The 15,715-nt window shown below is 67.0% G+C and carries 13 protein-coding genes; 3 read left to right on the plus strand and 10 right to left on the minus strand.

All coding sequences use genetic code 11. The features are described from left to right. Positions 1-82: 82 nt before the first annotated feature. From AC3QL3_RS18930 to lipB, 4 genes are all read right to left on the minus strand, one after another. Positions 83-703, minus strand: coding sequence for a YiiX family permuted papain-like enzyme (locus tag AC3QL3_RS18930; RefSeq protein WP_492895669.1), 621 nt, complete (start codon positions 701-703; stop codon positions 83-85). Positions 704-716: 13 nt separating this feature from the next. Then, positions 717-3,020: a carboxy terminal-processing peptidase gene (locus AC3QL3_RS18935; RefSeq protein ID WP_492895670.1), complete on the minus strand. Its 2,304-nt coding sequence runs from the start codon at positions 3,018-3,020 to the stop codon at positions 717-719. A gap of 156 nt (positions 3,021-3,176) precedes the next feature. Then, positions 3,177-4,178, minus strand: a complete 1,002-nt coding sequence (gene lipA, locus AC3QL3_RS18940) for a lipoyl synthase (RefSeq protein WP_492895671.1) — start codon at positions 4,176-4,178, stop codon at positions 3,177-3,179. Continuing rightward, a complete protein-coding gene (gene lipB / locus AC3QL3_RS18945) occupies positions 4,175-4,861 on the minus strand; it encodes a lipoyl(octanoyl) transferase LipB (protein ID WP_492895672.1) in 687 nt (228 codons plus the stop codon). The genes lipA and lipB overlap by 4 nt, the downstream gene beginning before the upstream one ends. Before the next feature lie 107 nt (positions 4,862-4,968). Here lipB and AC3QL3_RS18950 point away from each other — a divergent pair, with 107 nt between their 5' ends. Continuing rightward, positions 4,969-6,969 carry a hypothetical protein gene (locus tag AC3QL3_RS18950; protein WP_492895673.1) on the plus strand — a complete coding sequence of 667 codons (2,001 nt, stop codon included), beginning with the start codon at positions 4,969-4,971 and terminating at the stop codon, positions 6,967-6,969. A gap of 67 nt (positions 6,970-7,036) precedes the next feature. Then, positions 7,037-8,203, plus strand: a complete 1,167-nt coding sequence (locus tag AC3QL3_RS18955; protein ID WP_492895674.1) for a hypothetical protein — start codon at positions 7,037-7,039, stop codon at positions 8,201-8,203. 42 nt (positions 8,204-8,245) lie between these two features. Here the strand turns inward: AC3QL3_RS18955 and AC3QL3_RS18960 are convergent, their stop codons facing one another. The 4 genes from AC3QL3_RS18960 to mltB all read right to left on the minus strand — a co-directional run bounded on the left by AC3QL3_RS18960 (position 8,246) and on the right by mltB (position 11,924). After that, complete coding sequence (locus tag AC3QL3_RS18960) at positions 8,246-8,536, minus strand: DUF493 family protein (RefSeq protein ID WP_492895675.1); 291 nt, start codon at positions 8,534-8,536, stop codon at positions 8,246-8,248. Continuing rightward, a complete protein-coding gene (locus AC3QL3_RS18965) occupies positions 8,536-9,861 on the minus strand; it encodes a D-alanyl-D-alanine carboxypeptidase family protein (RefSeq protein WP_492895676.1) in 1,326 nt (441 codons plus the stop codon). The genes AC3QL3_RS18960 and AC3QL3_RS18965 overlap by 1 nt, the downstream gene beginning before the upstream one ends. A gap of 102 nt (positions 9,862-9,963) precedes the next feature. Next, positions 9,964-10,920 (minus strand): septal ring lytic transglycosylase RlpA family protein, encoded by a 957-nt coding sequence (locus AC3QL3_RS18970; protein WP_492895677.1) that lies wholly within the window; start codon positions 10,918-10,920, stop codon positions 9,964-9,966. Next, positions 10,917-11,924 carry a lytic murein transglycosylase B gene (gene mltB / locus AC3QL3_RS18975; RefSeq protein ID WP_492895678.1) on the minus strand — a complete coding sequence of 336 codons (1,008 nt, stop codon included), beginning with the start codon at positions 11,922-11,924 and terminating at the stop codon, positions 10,917-10,919. Before mltB ends, AC3QL3_RS18970 begins: the two co-directional genes overlap by 4 nt. Positions 11,925-12,154: 230 nt before the next feature. On the opposite strand from mltB, the gene AC3QL3_RS18980 reads away from it, so the two are divergent. Next, complete coding sequence (locus AC3QL3_RS18980) at positions 12,155-12,628, plus strand: hypothetical protein (protein WP_492895679.1); 474 nt, start codon at positions 12,155-12,157, stop codon at positions 12,626-12,628. A 48-nt stretch (positions 12,629-12,676) separates the two neighbouring features. Here the strand turns inward: AC3QL3_RS18980 and rodA are convergent, their stop codons facing one another. Together rodA and mrdA are read right to left on the minus strand one after the other, a co-directional pair. Beyond that, on the minus strand, positions 12,677-13,807 hold the full coding sequence (gene rodA, locus AC3QL3_RS18985) for a rod shape-determining protein RodA (protein ID WP_492895680.1): 1,131 nt from the start codon (positions 13,805-13,807) through the stop codon (positions 12,677-12,679). After that, positions 13,804-15,711 carry a penicillin-binding protein 2 gene (mrdA, locus tag AC3QL3_RS18990; RefSeq protein ID WP_492895681.1) on the minus strand — a complete coding sequence of 636 codons (1,908 nt, stop codon included), beginning with the start codon at positions 15,709-15,711 and terminating at the stop codon, positions 13,804-13,806. The genes rodA and mrdA overlap by 4 nt, the downstream gene beginning before the upstream one ends. Positions 15,712-15,715 lie beyond the last annotated feature (4 nt).

Consider the following 15,715-nt stretch of genomic DNA (forward strand, 5'->3'; position numbering starts at 1 on the left):
TCGCGGTACTGCGGCGCGTTGCGAGCTGAGAAGGTTGGCTCCGTTCCCCCTCTCCCGCAGGCGGGAGAGGGGAAAGCGGCGCTCAGCGCTGCGCCACGGTTTGCAACAGCGGCGAGGCGAACATCGCCTCGGGCGAGATCACCGATTCCTGCAACGGAACCTTGTCGCCGTAGCGCTCGCGCAGCTTCGCGCGCACGCGCGGATCGTCGAGGGCGAAGTCGCCGAGCTTGGCGAGCGCGCCGATCTGCAGGCCGAGCGCGCGGTCGTACAGCTTCCACACCAGCTCGGAACAGTAGATGCGGCGGTCGGACCACTCGAACGTCGTGTCGTAGGGTTTGCCTTCGAACGGCTTCGCCGCCAGCCGCAGCTTTTCCGCCTGCGCGGACGACAGCGGCGTAAGCGGACGCTTGATCACGTAGTGACCACCCTCGCCGCGCGCGAGCCAGGTTTGCAACGGCGTGTAGCGCACGGTGCGCTCGGCTTCGAAGACGAAATCGCGGCCGCCGCGCTTGAGCACGACGCCCATGTGGCTGTAGCGCGATTTCATCGCGGCTTGGATCGCGGCGCTCTGCGTCGAGCGCGAGGTGTGGAAGACGATGTCGCCGTCGGCGACCGCAGGCAGCGGTTCGGCGGCCGCTACCGTTGCGGCGAAGCCGAACAGCGCGCCGAGACAGATCCCTGTCAGCGAGCGCGCGTGCGGCATCGTCGCAGCCGGCTCAGTCGACCCGCGTCGCCGGCACCACGCCGTAGGGAAGCACGCGCGCGGCCAGCTTGGTGTCGGTACGGATCAGGTCGATCTCGTCGGCGAGGATGTGCGCCGCTTCGTCGAGCACGACGTCGTTCTTTTCCTTCGCCTGCTTCTCGCGCTTGATGTCGGTGGTGATGCTGCGCTCGTCGGGCTGCAGGCCGTCGTCCTGCAAGGCCTGACCGTCTTCCTTGTCGGACGGCGCGTCGGTGCTGTCGCGCTTTTGCGGCAGGGTGCTCTTGCCGTTGGCACTGTCCGCGATTGCGCTGTCTTTCTTGGGCGTCGGTGCGCCGGAGGTGGCCTGAATCTTCTCCACCGTCTTGCGCGCCGGATCGAGCGCGGGCGTGGCCGCGTTGCTGGCCTGGTCGCGTGCCTTGCGTTTGGCTTCCTGCTCGTCGCGCTCCTTGCGCCGCAGCTGCTCGTTCAAGGAGACGGTCTTCTCCGCGCGCAGCTTGCGCACTTCGGCGAGATCGGCCTCGAAGTTCTGCCACTCAGGATTCTTCGCCGCGCGCGCGTCGTGGCGCTCGGTCAGCATCGACAGCACCGGTTTCAGGTCCGCCACCGGCGCGTACTTGGCCGGCGCGATCGAGGTCCACGGCAGTGCGTTGTCGTAGCTCGATTCGCCGAAATCCTTCGCTTCCACCGTCAGCGGGAAGCTGATGTCGGGGGTGACGCCGCGCAGCTGGGTCGAGCCGCCGTTGATGCGGAAGAACTGGGCGATGGTCATCTTGACCTCGCCGAAGGCCGGCTTTTCGTTGTGGGCGACGTCGTCGAGATCGACCAGGTTCTGCACCGTGCCCTTGCCGAAAGTCGGCTCGCCCACGATCAGGCCGCGGCCGTAGTCCTGGATCGCCGCGGCGAAGATTTCCGAGGCCGAGGCCGAAGCGCGGTTGACCAGCACCGCGAGCGGGCCGTCCCAGGCCATGCCGGGGTTGGAATCTTCTTCCGCTTCGATCTGGCCGCCGGCGTTGCGCACCTGCACCACCGGGCCCTTGTCGATGAAGAGGCCGGTCAGGTCGGTCGCCTCGGCCAGCGAACCGCCGCCGTTGTTGCGCAGGTCGACGATGACGCCGTCGACTTTGTCGGTTTTCAATTCGCCGAGCAGCTTCTCGACGTCGCGCGTGGCGCTCTTGTAGTTCTTGTCGCCGCGGCGGCGCGCGTCGAAGTCCTGGTAGAAGGTCGGCAGCGAGATCACGCCGATCTTGCGCGTGCGCTCGCCGTCCTTGACGTCGATGATCGACTTCTTCGCCGCCTGCTCTTCGATACTGACTTTCTTGCGCGTCAGCGCGAGGGTGACGTGCTTGCCGTCGGGGCCGGCGTCCGCCGGCAACACTTCCAGGCGCACGACGGTGTCCTTGGCGCCGCGGATCTTCTCGACCACGTCGTCCAGACGCCAGCCGATCACGTCGACGACCTGGCCGTGCTCGCCCTGGCCGACGCCGACGATGCGGTCGCCGACCTTGAGCTTGCCCGACAGCGACGCCGGGCCGCCCGGCACGATCTCGCGGATCGCGGTGTAGTCGTCGTCGCGCTGCAGCACTGCGCCGATGCCTTCCAACGACAGCTTCATCGCGATGTCGAAGTTCTCCGACGCGCGCGGTCCGAGGTAGTTGGTGTGCGGTTCGATCGAGGACGCGTATGCGTTCATGAAGGTCTGGAACACGTCTTCGCTGTTGAGCTGGCGCACGCGATCCAGATACGCCGCGTAGCGCTTGTCGAGCGTGTCGCGGATGTCCTTGTCGGTCTTGTTCGCCAGCTTCAAGCGCAGCCAGTCGTTCTTGACGCGCTTGCGCCACAGTTCATCGAGCTCGGCCGAGTCCTTCGCCCACGGCGCCTTCTCGCGGTCGTACTGGTAGGTCTCGTCGGTGGCGAAATCGAAGCCCTTGACCAGCTGCGCGCGCGCGTAGGCGACGCGGTCGGCCACGCGCTGCTCGTAGATGTTGAACATCGCGTAGGGCGCGGCGAGATCCTGGTCGTAGATCGCGTCGTCGAGCTTGTCTTTGTAGGGCGAGAACTTGTCGACGTCGCTCTGGGTGAAGAACAGCTTGTCGCCGTCGAGCGAGTCGAGGTAGCGCTTGAAGATCTGCTCGCTCATCGCGTCGTCGAGCGGCGTCGGCTTGTAGTGGAAGCGCGTCAGGAAGCGCGTCGCCCAGACGGCCGCTTCGGCCTGTGACGGCGTCGCCTTCAGCAGCGGCGCGCCGTCGCTCTCGGTCGGCTTGGCGAACACCGGCCCGATCAGGCCGGTCAGCGCAACGGTCAACAACAACTTCCGCATCGGTTTCACCGTAGTTTGCGCACGGCTCGTTCCGTGCGGAATGAAATCAGCGCCGCGTATCCGCACGCGGACTTTCCGTATTCGCGCACCGATCCTTCAGTGCGCGGCGACATCGACACTTGCGCATCCGGTACAGACTTGCGCCCAGACCATCGCTCAAGCGACCTGAACGAACCCCGCGGCATGCGCCATCTCGTCCGCGTGATACGACGAGCGCACCATCGGACCCGAAGCGACGTGCTCGAAACCGATCCGGTAGCCGAGCTGCTCGAACGCCTTGAATTCCTCGGGTGTCCAGTAGCGCAGAACCGGATGGTGATGCGGGCTCGGCTGCAGGTACTGGCCGATGGTCACCATATCGACATCGTGCGCACGCAGATCGTTCAACGTTTCCTCGACCTGCTCGTAGGTCTCGCCCAGGCCCAGCATGATGCCGGATTTGGTCGGCACGTCCGGGTACTGCGCTTTGAAGCGCTTGAGCAAATCCAGCGACCAATCGTAGTCGGCGCCGGGGCGCACCTCGCGATACAGCGCGCGCGGCGTTTCCAGATTGTGGTTGAAGACGTCCGGCGGGTTGGCGGCGAGCGCTTCCAGCGCGCGCTCCATGCGGCCTTTGCCGCGGAAGTCCGGGGTCAGGATCTCGATGCGGATGTTCGGGTTCTCGAAGCGCACCGCGCGGATGCAGTCGGCGAAATGCGCCGCGCCGCCGTCACGCAGGTCGTCGCGATCGACCGAGGTGATCACGACGTAGCGCAGACCCATGTCGCGAATCGTGCCGGCCAGATGCGCCGGTTCCAGCGGATCGGGCGCCTTCGGGCGGCCGTGGGCGACGTCGCAGAACGAGCAGCGCCGCGTGCAGACCTCGCCCAGGATCATGAAGGTGGCGGTGCCCTTGCCGAAACATTCGTGGATGTTGGGGCAGGACGCTTCTTCGCAGACCGTGACCAGGCGGTTCTCGCGCAGCTTGGCCTTGAGCTTGGCCACGCCGTTGCCGGGCGGGATGCGCACGCGAATCCACGATGGTTTGCGTAAGGTCGGCGCCTCGGCGAAGGTCGCGCGGTTGCGCGCGATCTTGTCTTCGCCCAGTTGCTTATCAGGCGCGTCGACGGCCGGGGTATGGATCACAGCCAGCGGAATGGTCTTGATGACGTCGGTCATGCGGATTGCGCGACGCGCACGGCGTCGCCGGTGGCGGAAAGGGGGAGTTGCGCTGCGGCGGTCTGCGGCGCCAATTGGAATTGTTTCGCCAGCTCGCCGATCAGGACGGTTTCGACCTCGGCCAGCGAGCCCGGCCCGCCCAAGTCTAGCACCTGGGTCACCGCGAGGCCTTGATAACCGCAGGGATTGATGCGGTGGAACGGTTCGAGGTCCATCGCCACATTGAAGGCGAGGCCGTGGAACGAACAGCCGCGCCGCACGCGCAGGCCGAGCGCGGCGACTTTGGCGTCGCCGACGTAGACGCCCGGCGCGCCGTCGCGACGCGCGGCGACGATGTTCCAGGTGTCGAGCGTGTCGATGATCGCCTGCTCGATGCGGTTCACCAGCTCGCGCACGCCGACCTTGAGCCGGCGCAGATCGAACAAGGGATAGGCGACGATCTGGCCGGGCCCGTGGTAGGTCACCTGGCCGCCGCGATCGACCGGCACCACCGGAATGTCGCCCGGCAGCAGCACGTGCTCCCACTTGCCGGCTTGGCCGAGGGTGAAAACCGGGTCGTGTTCGAGCACCCACAACTCGTCGGGCGTATCCGGTCCGCGCGCATCGGTGAAGGCCTGCATCGCGCGCCAGACCGGTTCGTAGGGTTGGCGGCCGAGGCGGCGGACGATCAGGGGCTGGGACATGCTCGCGAAATGGGTGCGGGGGTCGGTTTCACAACCGCGAACGGGCCGGATTGCGTGCAAAGCCGGCGTGCTAGGCTGGGCGCGCATGCCACCAGGGGAGTCGCGTCATGGGCCGCAAGACGGTAGGAATGGGCATCGTACTCGTTTTCGCACCGGCGATCGGCGGCGCGATCACGGTCGAACCGATCCATGCGGCGGAGCCGCCCGACTCCGCAATGCCCGAGATCGGCGACTATCAACGCCAGCAGCAGGGGCTGTTCGACGCGTTGCGCAACGATTCTTCGCCGCGCGTGCAGGCGCTGGCCGGGCGCATCTATCTCGATTCGGACAGTCCCGAGAACGCGCTGCGCCCCAAACCCGCCGACGTGATGGCGCGCGCCGCGCAACTCGCGCCCGACGACGCCTTCGTGCAATGGCTGGCGGCCGACGCGGGAAACTATTACTCCAGCCAATGCGGCCCGACGCGCTGGCCCGAGGCCGAAGTGGCGGCTCTGCTTCGCCTCGAACCCGACAATGCGGGCGCCTGGCAGTACGCGGTGGCGCTGGCACAGGCCCAGGGCGATGCCACTGCGCTCGACGCGGCCCTGGCCCGCTTCGCCGCAGCGCGCCGCGCCGACGATCATTTCGGCACGGAAATCGCGACCTGGACGCGATTCAACGTGCAGTACCCCGCCTCGTCGCTCGAAGAAGGGATGTTCCAGCAGGCGTCGGCGCAGGCGAAGCCGCTGCTGCGCGCGTTGCTGAGGGCCAGTAGCTATTCCTCGTCGATCGATTCGGCGCTCGAAAAAGCCTGCACGCCGGACCCGAACCAAGACCGCGCCTGGCAGCGCCTCGGCTGGTGCGTCGACGCCGGCAGTCTGCTCGCCGCCCGCGGCAGCAGCTTCGCGCTGCGCGAGCGCGGCTTGAAAATTCTGGCCGCGAGCGGTGCGACCAAGGACGACCTGGCCGATCTGAAACATCCGCTCGACTGGCTGCTCGAGAACGCGGCCACACCGTCGCGCAACTATCGCCTGTTCCAAGACGATCCCGACGATCTCCTCGCCGATTGGAAAAACGCGAGCAGCGAAATCGCCGCAACCGAACATCGCCTGCGGCGCCTCGGTCTGCCATCGACGCCGCCGGCCGGCTGGCTCAGCGAAAGCACGCAAGAAACCGCCGAGGAGGACGCCGCGCGCAGCGCGTGGGAGGCCTACATCCGCGGCTTGCTCGAGGACATGCGCAGCAGCAGCGACGTGCGCACGCAGGCACTGGCGCTCGCGTCGGAGAAAAACTTCGGACGTCTAGGTGCCGCGGCCGGCTCCGACGATACGCAACCAAAGAAGGACGTCCCCGCCACGGAGGCGCTGGCCGCTTTGGCGGCGGCGAATCCGAACGACCTCATCGTGCAGTGGATCGCCGCCCTCGCGAGCGACGATGCGACCGTCGCGGCCATCGCAGCCGTGCAGCGGCTCGACCCCGATAATGCGGCCGCGTGGCAGTTGTCGCTGCCTGCCTCCGACGCCGACGCGGCGACGATCTTGCAGCGCATGGCGGCGGCGAAGCGCTACGACGACCATGCGCGCGATCGGCTGGCGATCGGGCTCGCTGTGGTGCGCAAGCATCCCATGCCGGCCGAAATCGCCGATGGACCGATGTTGCCCGCCGCGACGACGACCGAAACGGCAAACGCCATCGCCAGCAAGGGAACGGCGATCATGCTCGCGGCGATGAGTTCGGCGGACTCTTTGCAACCGGCCGCCGTCCATACGCTCTGCCAATCCGCAGAAACGGATGCGTCGCGCAAGAACGCCTGCACCGCGACCGGCCGCCTCATGCTGAATTCGAGCGGCAGCGTCGCTGTCGCCCTGATCGGCGCACAAGTGCTGCGCGGAGTCGGTGCACTCGGCGCGATCGAGCAGGACCGCCTGCGCCGGATCGCCTGGTGGCGCGAAACGCGGATGCAGACGATGGTCGGCGGCGCCGCGCTCGAGGACCGTTACCTCGACGATCTCATTTCGACCGGCAGCGAAATCGAGGCCCTGCGCCTCGCCGCCACGCGCGCGGGCAAGGCCGATCCGCCGGCCGACTGGAAATCGCCGCTGGAGCGGCGCGCGGCGAAGACGAAGTGAAAGCAGCCTCCGCCTGAGTGACGAGGCGATGCGGTCATTGCAATGATGCCGTTTGGAGTGCCGCACCGTGCAACGTAGAACCGTCAAGCCGTCCATCGCACTCGTTCTCTTGCTCGCCGCCGCGATCGCGTCGGCAGGCTCCGCGCAACCGTCGCCGTCTTCTGCTGCGACTGGCGAATCCAAGCCCGCGCGCGACTCCGTCAAGAACCCAACGGCGCCAGGTCGCGAAGCAGCGCCGGCCGGCGCCGCTGCGCGCTTGGATTCCGCGAAAACGACCGACGAAGAAGCAGAAGCGAAGGCGAACGACGCATACCTCAAAGCGCTGTTCGACGACATGCGCCGCAGTCCCGATCTGCATACGCAAGCGTGGGGTCTGGTCGCGGCAGCACGCTACGATTTGGAGTTTGATTGCTCGGGCCGATCACCCATCACCGAGCGCTACAGACTGCTTTCCGCTCTCGTCGCGCAGTACCCCGACGATCTGCTCGTGCAATGGACGCTCGCGGGCGATTGCGGCGACGCCGCCGACAAGGCGAGCTCGAACGTGCAGCGGCTCGAACCCGACAACGCCGCCGCGTGGACGCTTTCGCAGGGGAAAAGGCTGTCTGACCTTGCCGTGATCCGGAAGATGGCGGCGGCACGGCGCTACGACGAGCACAATGCCGATCAACTGAAGCCGTGGCTCGCGGCGGTGCAGAAGCTGCCCTTTCCGGCCGAACTCAAGCGCAAGCCGGACGCCCTGTGGACCTCCCTGCTACAGCGCGTCGATCTGCCCGCGACAGCGACGGAGGCGAACTACGCCCTGATGATGAGCCGGTCGGGCGTAAACATGAGCACGTTGGGACTTCTTTCGCGCTGGACGTGCGGGCGAAAGGCGATGAGGGACGCCAGCACCCGAGACGCGTGTATTGCGGCCGGCCGCCTGATGCTGAACTCGAAACAAACTTTGGGGGCATCGATGGTCGGAGCCGTGATTCTGCACAACGCCGGCGCGCTCGACGCAGGCGAATGGGATCTCGCCCGTCACGTCTATTGGTGGCAACAAGAGATGGATCATCTCAATATCGGCAACGCCTTCCCGACCTATCTGGCGGACTACTTGTCCAGCAGCAGCGAGGTGGAAGCGTTCCGGCGCGCGGCGAACCGGGCCGGCAAGGCCGATCCGCCCAAAGGCTGGATATCGCCGCTGGAATTGCCCGATAGCTACCCCAAGCACCCGGGCGAGGAGGATTGACGCGCGAGTTCGCCGCCGCGGCGAACTCGCCTCAAGCCGGCGCTACAGCGTCCAGCGTATGCCCGGCTCCGCGCGCAACGCCGCATGCGCGGCGTCGTACTTCTCGCGCGTGGGACAGGTGAAGCTCGCGGTGATGGCGACGTAGTTGCCCTCGCGCGAAGGGCGCACCTGCACCGCGTCGGCGAGCACGATCAAGCCGAGGCCGGCGAGAATCTCGGGCACGCGGCGCTCGAGTTCGGCCCCGGCGCTGCCCATCGCAGTGATTTCGAACACACCCGGAAACTGGAAGCCCTGTTCCGGATTTTGCGCGTGGATATCGTCGAGATCTTTCATCAATTGCCTTTCGGCGCCGCGGCCGATACGGCCGGCCCGGCGTCACCTTTGAACCACATCCAGAACCCGTCGGAGAGCCGCTTGAAGAAACCGCCCTCGCCACCGTCGGCCAAGGCGACCAGCGGCCGCTCGAGCAAGGTCTTGTCGTCGAGCGTGACTTTCAAGGTTCCGACCTGCTTGCCCTTTTCGATCGGCGCGATCAGGCGCGAGGGCATTTCAAGACTGGCCTTGAGGTCGCCGTAGCGGCCGCGCGGGAAGGTGATCAGCACGTCTTCGGCGACGCCGAGCGGCAGGCTCGCGACGGCGCCCTTCCACAGTTCCGGCTCGGCCAGCGGCTTGTTCACCGCGTACAGCTTCTGCGTCTCGAAGAAGCGGAAGCCGTAGGCGAGCAAGGCCTGGTTGTCGTCGGCGCGCTGTTTCTCGCTCGGCGCGCCCATCACCACCGCGATCAGGCGCTGGTCGCCGCGCAGTGCCGACGTCGCCAGGCAGAAACCCGCCTCGGAGGTGTGGCCGGTCTTGATGCCGTCGACGGTGGAATCGCGCCACAGCAGCGTGTTGCGGTTGTGCTGCTTGATGCCGTTCCACTCGAAATCCTTGACCGAATAGACCTTGTATTCGTCGGGGTAGTCGCGGATCAGCGCACGCGACAGCACCGCGATGTCGCGCGCGGTGGTGTAGTGGTTCGGATTGGGCAGGCCGCTGGCGTCGACGTAGTTGGTGCTCTTCATGCCGAGCTTGGCCGCGTACTGATTCATCAGCTGGGCGAACGTCGCCTCCGAACCCGCCGTGTGCTCGGCCAGTGCGATCGCGGCGTCGTTGCCGGACTGAATGATCATGCCGTAGAGCAGGTCTTTCAGCGGCACCTGGCTGTTCAACTGCAGGAAGCTGGTCGAGCCGTCGGTGCCGGCGCCGCCCGAACGCCAGGCGTTCTCGCTGATGCTGACCTTGTCGTCCATCTTGATCTTGCCGTGCGCGAGCTCGGCCGAGACCACGTAGGAGGTCATGACTTTTGTGATCGATGCCGGCGCGACGCGCGCGTCCATATTGCTCTCGGCCAGGATCTGGCCGCTGGTGTAGTCCATCAGCACCCAGCTCTTGGCGTCGATCGACGGCGGCGGCGGCACCGGACCGGTACCCGGCGCGCCGGGCACCGGCGCCGCGGCGGGCTTGGCCACCGGTTGCGGCGTCGGCAGGTTCGCACTCGCCGGCGCCGGCGCTTGTGCGGCGGGCGCGGCGGCCGACGGCTGCTGTGCCGGCAGCGGACCGGCGGCGACGAAGGCCAGAGCGGCGATCAGAAGAGGGAGACGCGGGACGGACTGCTTCATCTCGGGTGCGATCCTGCTGGCACGTAAAAATGCGATTGTCGCAAAGCACGGCGCGCAAAACACGCGTTCATCGCGTCGATGCGGGCCGCGGTCGGTTGCGATTCAGCGCTCGATCGCGACGCGCGGCGCGCCGAGACCGAGCCGTTCGATGCGCGCGGTCATCGCGTCGGCGGCGTCGACGTCGGCGAGCGGACCGACGCGCACGCGATGCACGGTGCGCCCATCGACCGTCGCGGACTGGATGTCGACGCGATCGAGCCCGGCGCGTGTGGCGTTCGCGGCGGCACGTTCGGCGTTGGCGCGATCGCCGAACGCGCCGATCTGCAAGTAGATGCGCGGCTCGCCATCCGACGATGGCGGCGACGGCGCAGAGTCGTCGCGGGCGGGTGCGACCGGGCGCGCCGGCGCGATCGCGGCGACCTGGGTCGGCGGCAATGCGTTGGGATGTTCCGGATCGATCGCGCGCACCTCGACCAGGCCGGTGCCTTTCGGCCACACGCCGATCTTCACTGCGGCCGCGTAGGACAGATCGATCAGGCGGTTCTCGTGGAACGGACCGCGATCGTTGACGCGCACGATCACGCTCTTGCCGTTGTCGAGATTGGTCACGCGCGCGAAGCTCGGCAGCGGCAGCGTCTTGTGCGCCGCGCTGAACGCGTACATGTCGTAGGGCTCGAACGAAGAGGTCATGTAGCCGTGGAATTTGTTGCCGTACCACGAGGCGATGCCGCGCTCGCTGTAGCCGCGCGCATCGGGCAGCAGGCGATAGGTGCGGCCGAGCACGCTGTAGGTTTCGCGATTGCCGTAGCGCGAGCGCGGCTCGGCTTTCGGTACGGGTTCGGGAATCTTGCTGACGTCGATCGGCGGCGCGTCGGGGCCGCCGTCCTGATTCTTGTGGTAGCGGTCCGACTGCGCGCGCGAGGTTTCCGCCGGCAGACGGTCGCCGCGCGCGGAAGGCGGTGGTGCGCGATCCGAATCGCGGCGTGGCTTGGGTCCGCCGCCGCAGGCGACCAGCACGAGGCCGAGCAGCGCGACGACGAGCGCGCGCGTCGCCGTCACGAGGCCGGCGTTTCCGCCGCGCCGGCGGCGATCGCCTGCGCCAGCTGCCATACCGCCATCGAATACAGCGGGCTCTTGTTGTAGCGCGTGATCACGTAGAAATTCTTGAACGTCAGCCAATACTCCGGCCCGCGCTCGCCTTCGAGCCTGAGCAGGGTCGAGGGCGTCTGCGCGTCGATGCGCTCGAGCGGCGCATAGCCCCACGCTTCCAGTTGCTGCAGCGAATAGGCCGGCTCGGAGTTGGCCGGCTCCACCACCTGCGCATCGCTGGCCGGCTGCGCACGCACCGTCACCGGCTGACCTTTCTGCCAGCCGTGTTCGGTGAAATAGTTGGCAACGCTGGCCGTGATGTCGGGCAGCGAATTCCAAAGATCGATGCGACCGTCGCCGTCCTCGTCCTTGGCCCACTGCGCGATGCTGGTCGGCATGAACTGGCCCCAGCCCATCGCGCCGGCGTAGGAACCCTTGAGTTCGTCGATCGGATAGGCGAGATGCTGGTCGCCGAGCAGGAACAACTGCTTCAGCTCGCCGCGGAAGAACTTCGCACGTGGCGGGTAGCTGAACGCGAGCGTCGACAAGGCATCGAGCACGCGGTATTTGCCGGTGATTTTGCCGTAGCTGGTTTCCACGCCGATGATCGCGGTGATCACTTCCGGCGGCACGCCGTATTCGTTGCCGATGCGTTCGAGCAGCTGGCGATTCTCGCGATGGAAGGCGATGCCGTCGGCGACGCGCTTGTCGGTGACGAAGATCGGGCGATAGTCCTTCCACTCGCGCGTCTTCTCGGCCGGACGCGCGATCGCATCCAAGATCGACTGCTGCGTTTTCGCGCCGGCCAGCGTCTGCAGCACGCTGGCTTCGCTCGGGCCGCCTTCCTTCGCCACTTCCGCCGCGAAGGCGCGCTGCTCGGGAGTCGCTTCGATCGCGCGCGGCACGGATGCAGCCGACGCGGCGGCGTGACCACAGGCCAGCGCGCAGATCAGGAAGAGGCGGATGGGAATCAACGGAACACGTTCAGGGGCTTGCACGCGGCTACTCTACCATCGCGGATGCGTTTTTCGCGCCCCGGCGCGCACCTCTCGCACGCCGGATCGGCGTTTTCCGACAGCCACTTGGGACCGCCGCCGACGCCGGTTTCCGATGCCGCCGGCAGGCACGGCCTCGCCATCGGTTCACGCTCCTTCCCGGCCGCCGCACGCGCGTGCCGAGCACCACCGCCATAGGAGAACCGACCATGCCGTTCCGCACTTTGCTGCTCGCAAGCCTCGCCGCCTTTTCGATTCCGCTCGCCGCGCAGACCGCGCCGAACTACGGTGACGTCTACGGCTACTTCCGCACCGATGCGCAATACGAAGCCTGGTACACGCTGCGAACCCAGCTGCGCCACAACTTCGACGACATCTGCGGCGACACGTTCTGCGAGGGTGACTACAGCAATATCCAGTCGATCGAGTATCTGTGCTCGGTCGAGCAAAGCGACGGCACCATCGGGCGCTGCCTTTGGCTGTTCGCCGGCAGCTACCAAGAGATCGATCCCGCCAATGGCCGCGTCACGCTGAACAAGCACTTCTGGCGCTGCCGCACGCCGCTGCCGGCGGGCACGACGATCGACGCGCTGTTCGCCGCGCTGGCCGGCGACGAGCCCTTGTACGCGACCTTGCCGGGTTCGAACGCGACGATCTACGACGGACTCGTCGATTGCTTGTGAACCGATCGCGGCGAGCGGCGAACTCGGCGGCGCACGGCGACAATCTCTTCAGGCGATGCCGCTCTTCGCCACCGTTTTGCGATGCGCATGAATCGACATCAGCACGCCGAAGCCGGCCAGCAGCGATACCGCTGAGGTACCGCCGTAGCTGATCAGCGGCAGCGGCACGCCCACCACCGGCAGCACGCCGGTGATCATGCCGCCGTTGACGACGACGTAGACGAACAGCGACATGCTGATCGCGCCGGCGAGCAGGCGCGAATAGGTGTCTCTCGCCTCGGCCGCGATCCACAGGCAACGCGCGATGATGAAGATGTACAGCGTGAGCAGCAGCAGCACGCCGACCAGGCCCCATTCTTCGGCGAACACCGAGAAAATGAAGTCGGTGGTGTGCTCGGGCAAGAACTCCAGCCGCGATTGCGTGCCCTGATGCCAGCCCTTGCCCCACAAGCCGCCCGAGCCGACCGCGATCTTCGACTGGATGATGTGCCAGCCGTTGCCGAGCGGATCGGCCTCCGGATCGAGCAAGGTCAGCACGCGATTGCGCTGATAGTCGTGCAGGAAATGCCAGCCGACCGGCACCGCCGCGGCGAATACGGCGAGCAAGGCGCCGATGCGCCACCACGCAAGGCCGGACAAGAACACGCCGAACGCGCCGCTGGCGGCGATCAGGAGCGCGGTGCCGAGATCGGGCTGTTCGGCGACCAGGCCGCCCGGAATCGCGATCAGTACGGCGACGGCGAACAAGGTGCCCCAGTTCGGCGGCAGCGGCCGGCCGTGCAGATACCAGGCGACCATCATCGGCATCGTCAGCTTGAGCATTTCCGACGGCTGGAAGCGCACGAACTTCAAGTCCAGCCAGCGATGCGCGCCGCGCCCCTCGCCGAGCACGGCGACCATGACCAACAGCAGCACGCTGCCGGCGTACAGCCACGGCGTCCAGTTGCGCAGCGCCTGCGGCGGCACGCGCGCGATCGCGAACATCAAGGCGAGGCCGAGCGCGAAGCGCAGCGCTTGCGAGATCACCACGCTGCGATCGAGATCGCCGGCGCTGTACAAGGTCATCAGCCCGACGCCCATCAAGAGCAGCAGCGCGCCGAACAGCGGCAGATCGATGCGCGGCTTGCGCCAGAGCGCACCGAGCCGGTAGCGCAGCTGGGCGATCGCCTCGTCGATCACGGCGCCCCTCGCCCGGCTTCGCCCGCGCTGCCCGCCGCGCCGATGCGCGCCTGGCGTTCCTGATCGCCGGGCAACCACGCGTCGAGGATCTTGCGCGCGATCGGTGCCGCGTCGGAGGCGCCGCTGCGCCCGGCTTCGAGCGCGACGATGACCGCGATGCGCGCGCTGTCGGCCGGTGCGAAACATTCGAACAACACTTGATGGCGCTCGATCGGACTGGCGCTGATGCTGGTCCAGGTCTCGTCGGTGCGCGAGAAGCGCTCGGCGGTGCCGGTCTTGCCGGCGATCACGTACGGAAAGCCGTCACCGAGGCCGCGCGCGGTGCCGGCCGCGACCACGCCGATCATGCCTTGCAGCACCGCCTCCCAATTGCCCGGTTTCTGGATCACGCTGGGCAGCGGCGCCGCCTTGTCGGTCAGCTCCGGCGCGCGATCGATGCCGGTCTGCGCCGCGCGCAAGAGATGCGGCACGTGCGGCACGCCGCGATTGGCCACGGTCGCGAGCGCATTGCCGAGCTGCAGCGGCGTGACCACCCAATAGCCCTGGCCGATGCCGGCGATCACCGTCTCGCCGGGATACCACGCTTGATTGAAGCGCCCGCGCTTCCACTCGCGCGAAGGCAGCACGCCGCCGCCTTCGCCGACCAGGTCGATGCCGGTCGGCTTGCCGAAACCGAACTTGCCCAGCGATCCGCTGAAGCGATCGATACCCATGTCCAGCGCGAGCGAATAAAAGTAGGTATTGACCGAGCGCGTGATCGCCTGCTGCATGTCGACGCGACCGAAACCACCGCGTATGTCGTCGCGGTAGGCGCGGCTCTGGCCGGGAATGAAGAACTCGCCGGTCGACAGCACCGTGTCGCTCGGCTTGCGCAGGCCGAGTTCGAGGCCGGCCAGCGCGACGAACGGCTTCATGGTCGAACCGGGCGTGTAGTTGCCGCGCAAGAGGCGGTTCAACAGCGGCTTGTTCGGCGCATCGAGCAAAGCCGCGTAGTCGGCTTTGGAGATGCCGTTGACGAACAGGTTCGGGTCGTAACTCGGCACGCCGACCATCGCCAGAATCTCGCCGTTGCGCGGATCGATCGCGACGGCGGCGCCGGCGCGCCCGCCGAACGCCGCCTCGGCGGCTTCCTGCAAATGCGCATCGATGGTCAGGTACAGGTTCTCGCCGGGCTTGGGCGCGACGCGCGCCAGCGGCTCGCCGATCGGACGATGGTCGGCGTTGACTTCGATCTTCTCGTAGCCGGGATCGCCGTGCAGACGGCTCTCGTAGTAGCGCTCGATGCCGGTCTTGCCGACGTGCGTGGTGCCGGCGTAGTCGTCTTTGTCCAGCCGCCCGAGATCGTCGTTGTCGATACGGCCGACGTAGCCCACCGTGTGCGCGAATTCGGCGCCGAGCGGATAGGAACGCGTCAGGTACGGCACGACTTCGACGCCGGGAAAGCGCCAGCGATCGATCGAGAAGCGCGCGATCTCCTCTTCCGACAACTTCAACCGCAGCGGCACGCCCTGGTAGGACCGCTTGCTCTTGCGCAGCACGTTGAAGCGCGCGATGTCGTCCTCGCCGATCGGCACGATCTTGCCGAGCGATTCGAGCAGCGCCGGCAGATCGTCGGTCTGTTCCGGCGTCACTTCGAGGCGGAACGCGGCGACGTTCTCGGCCAACAGCACGCCGTTGCGGTCGTAGATCAGGCCGCGCGCCGGCGCCAGCGGCCGCGTCAACACGCGGTTGGCGTCCGAGCGCGTGCTGAACTCGTCGTGGCGCACGACCTGCAAGAAATGGAAGCGCACCGCCAGCGCGGCCAGGCACAGCACGATGATCAGGAAGCCGGCCAGTGCGCGACGCCGGAACAATCCGTACTCGTGCCGGTTTTCCTTGATCGGTTTGAAGGTGGCGTTGACCAAAGCC

This window comes from Dokdonella sp. GW821-FHT11D02 (genome assembly GCF_058808595.1).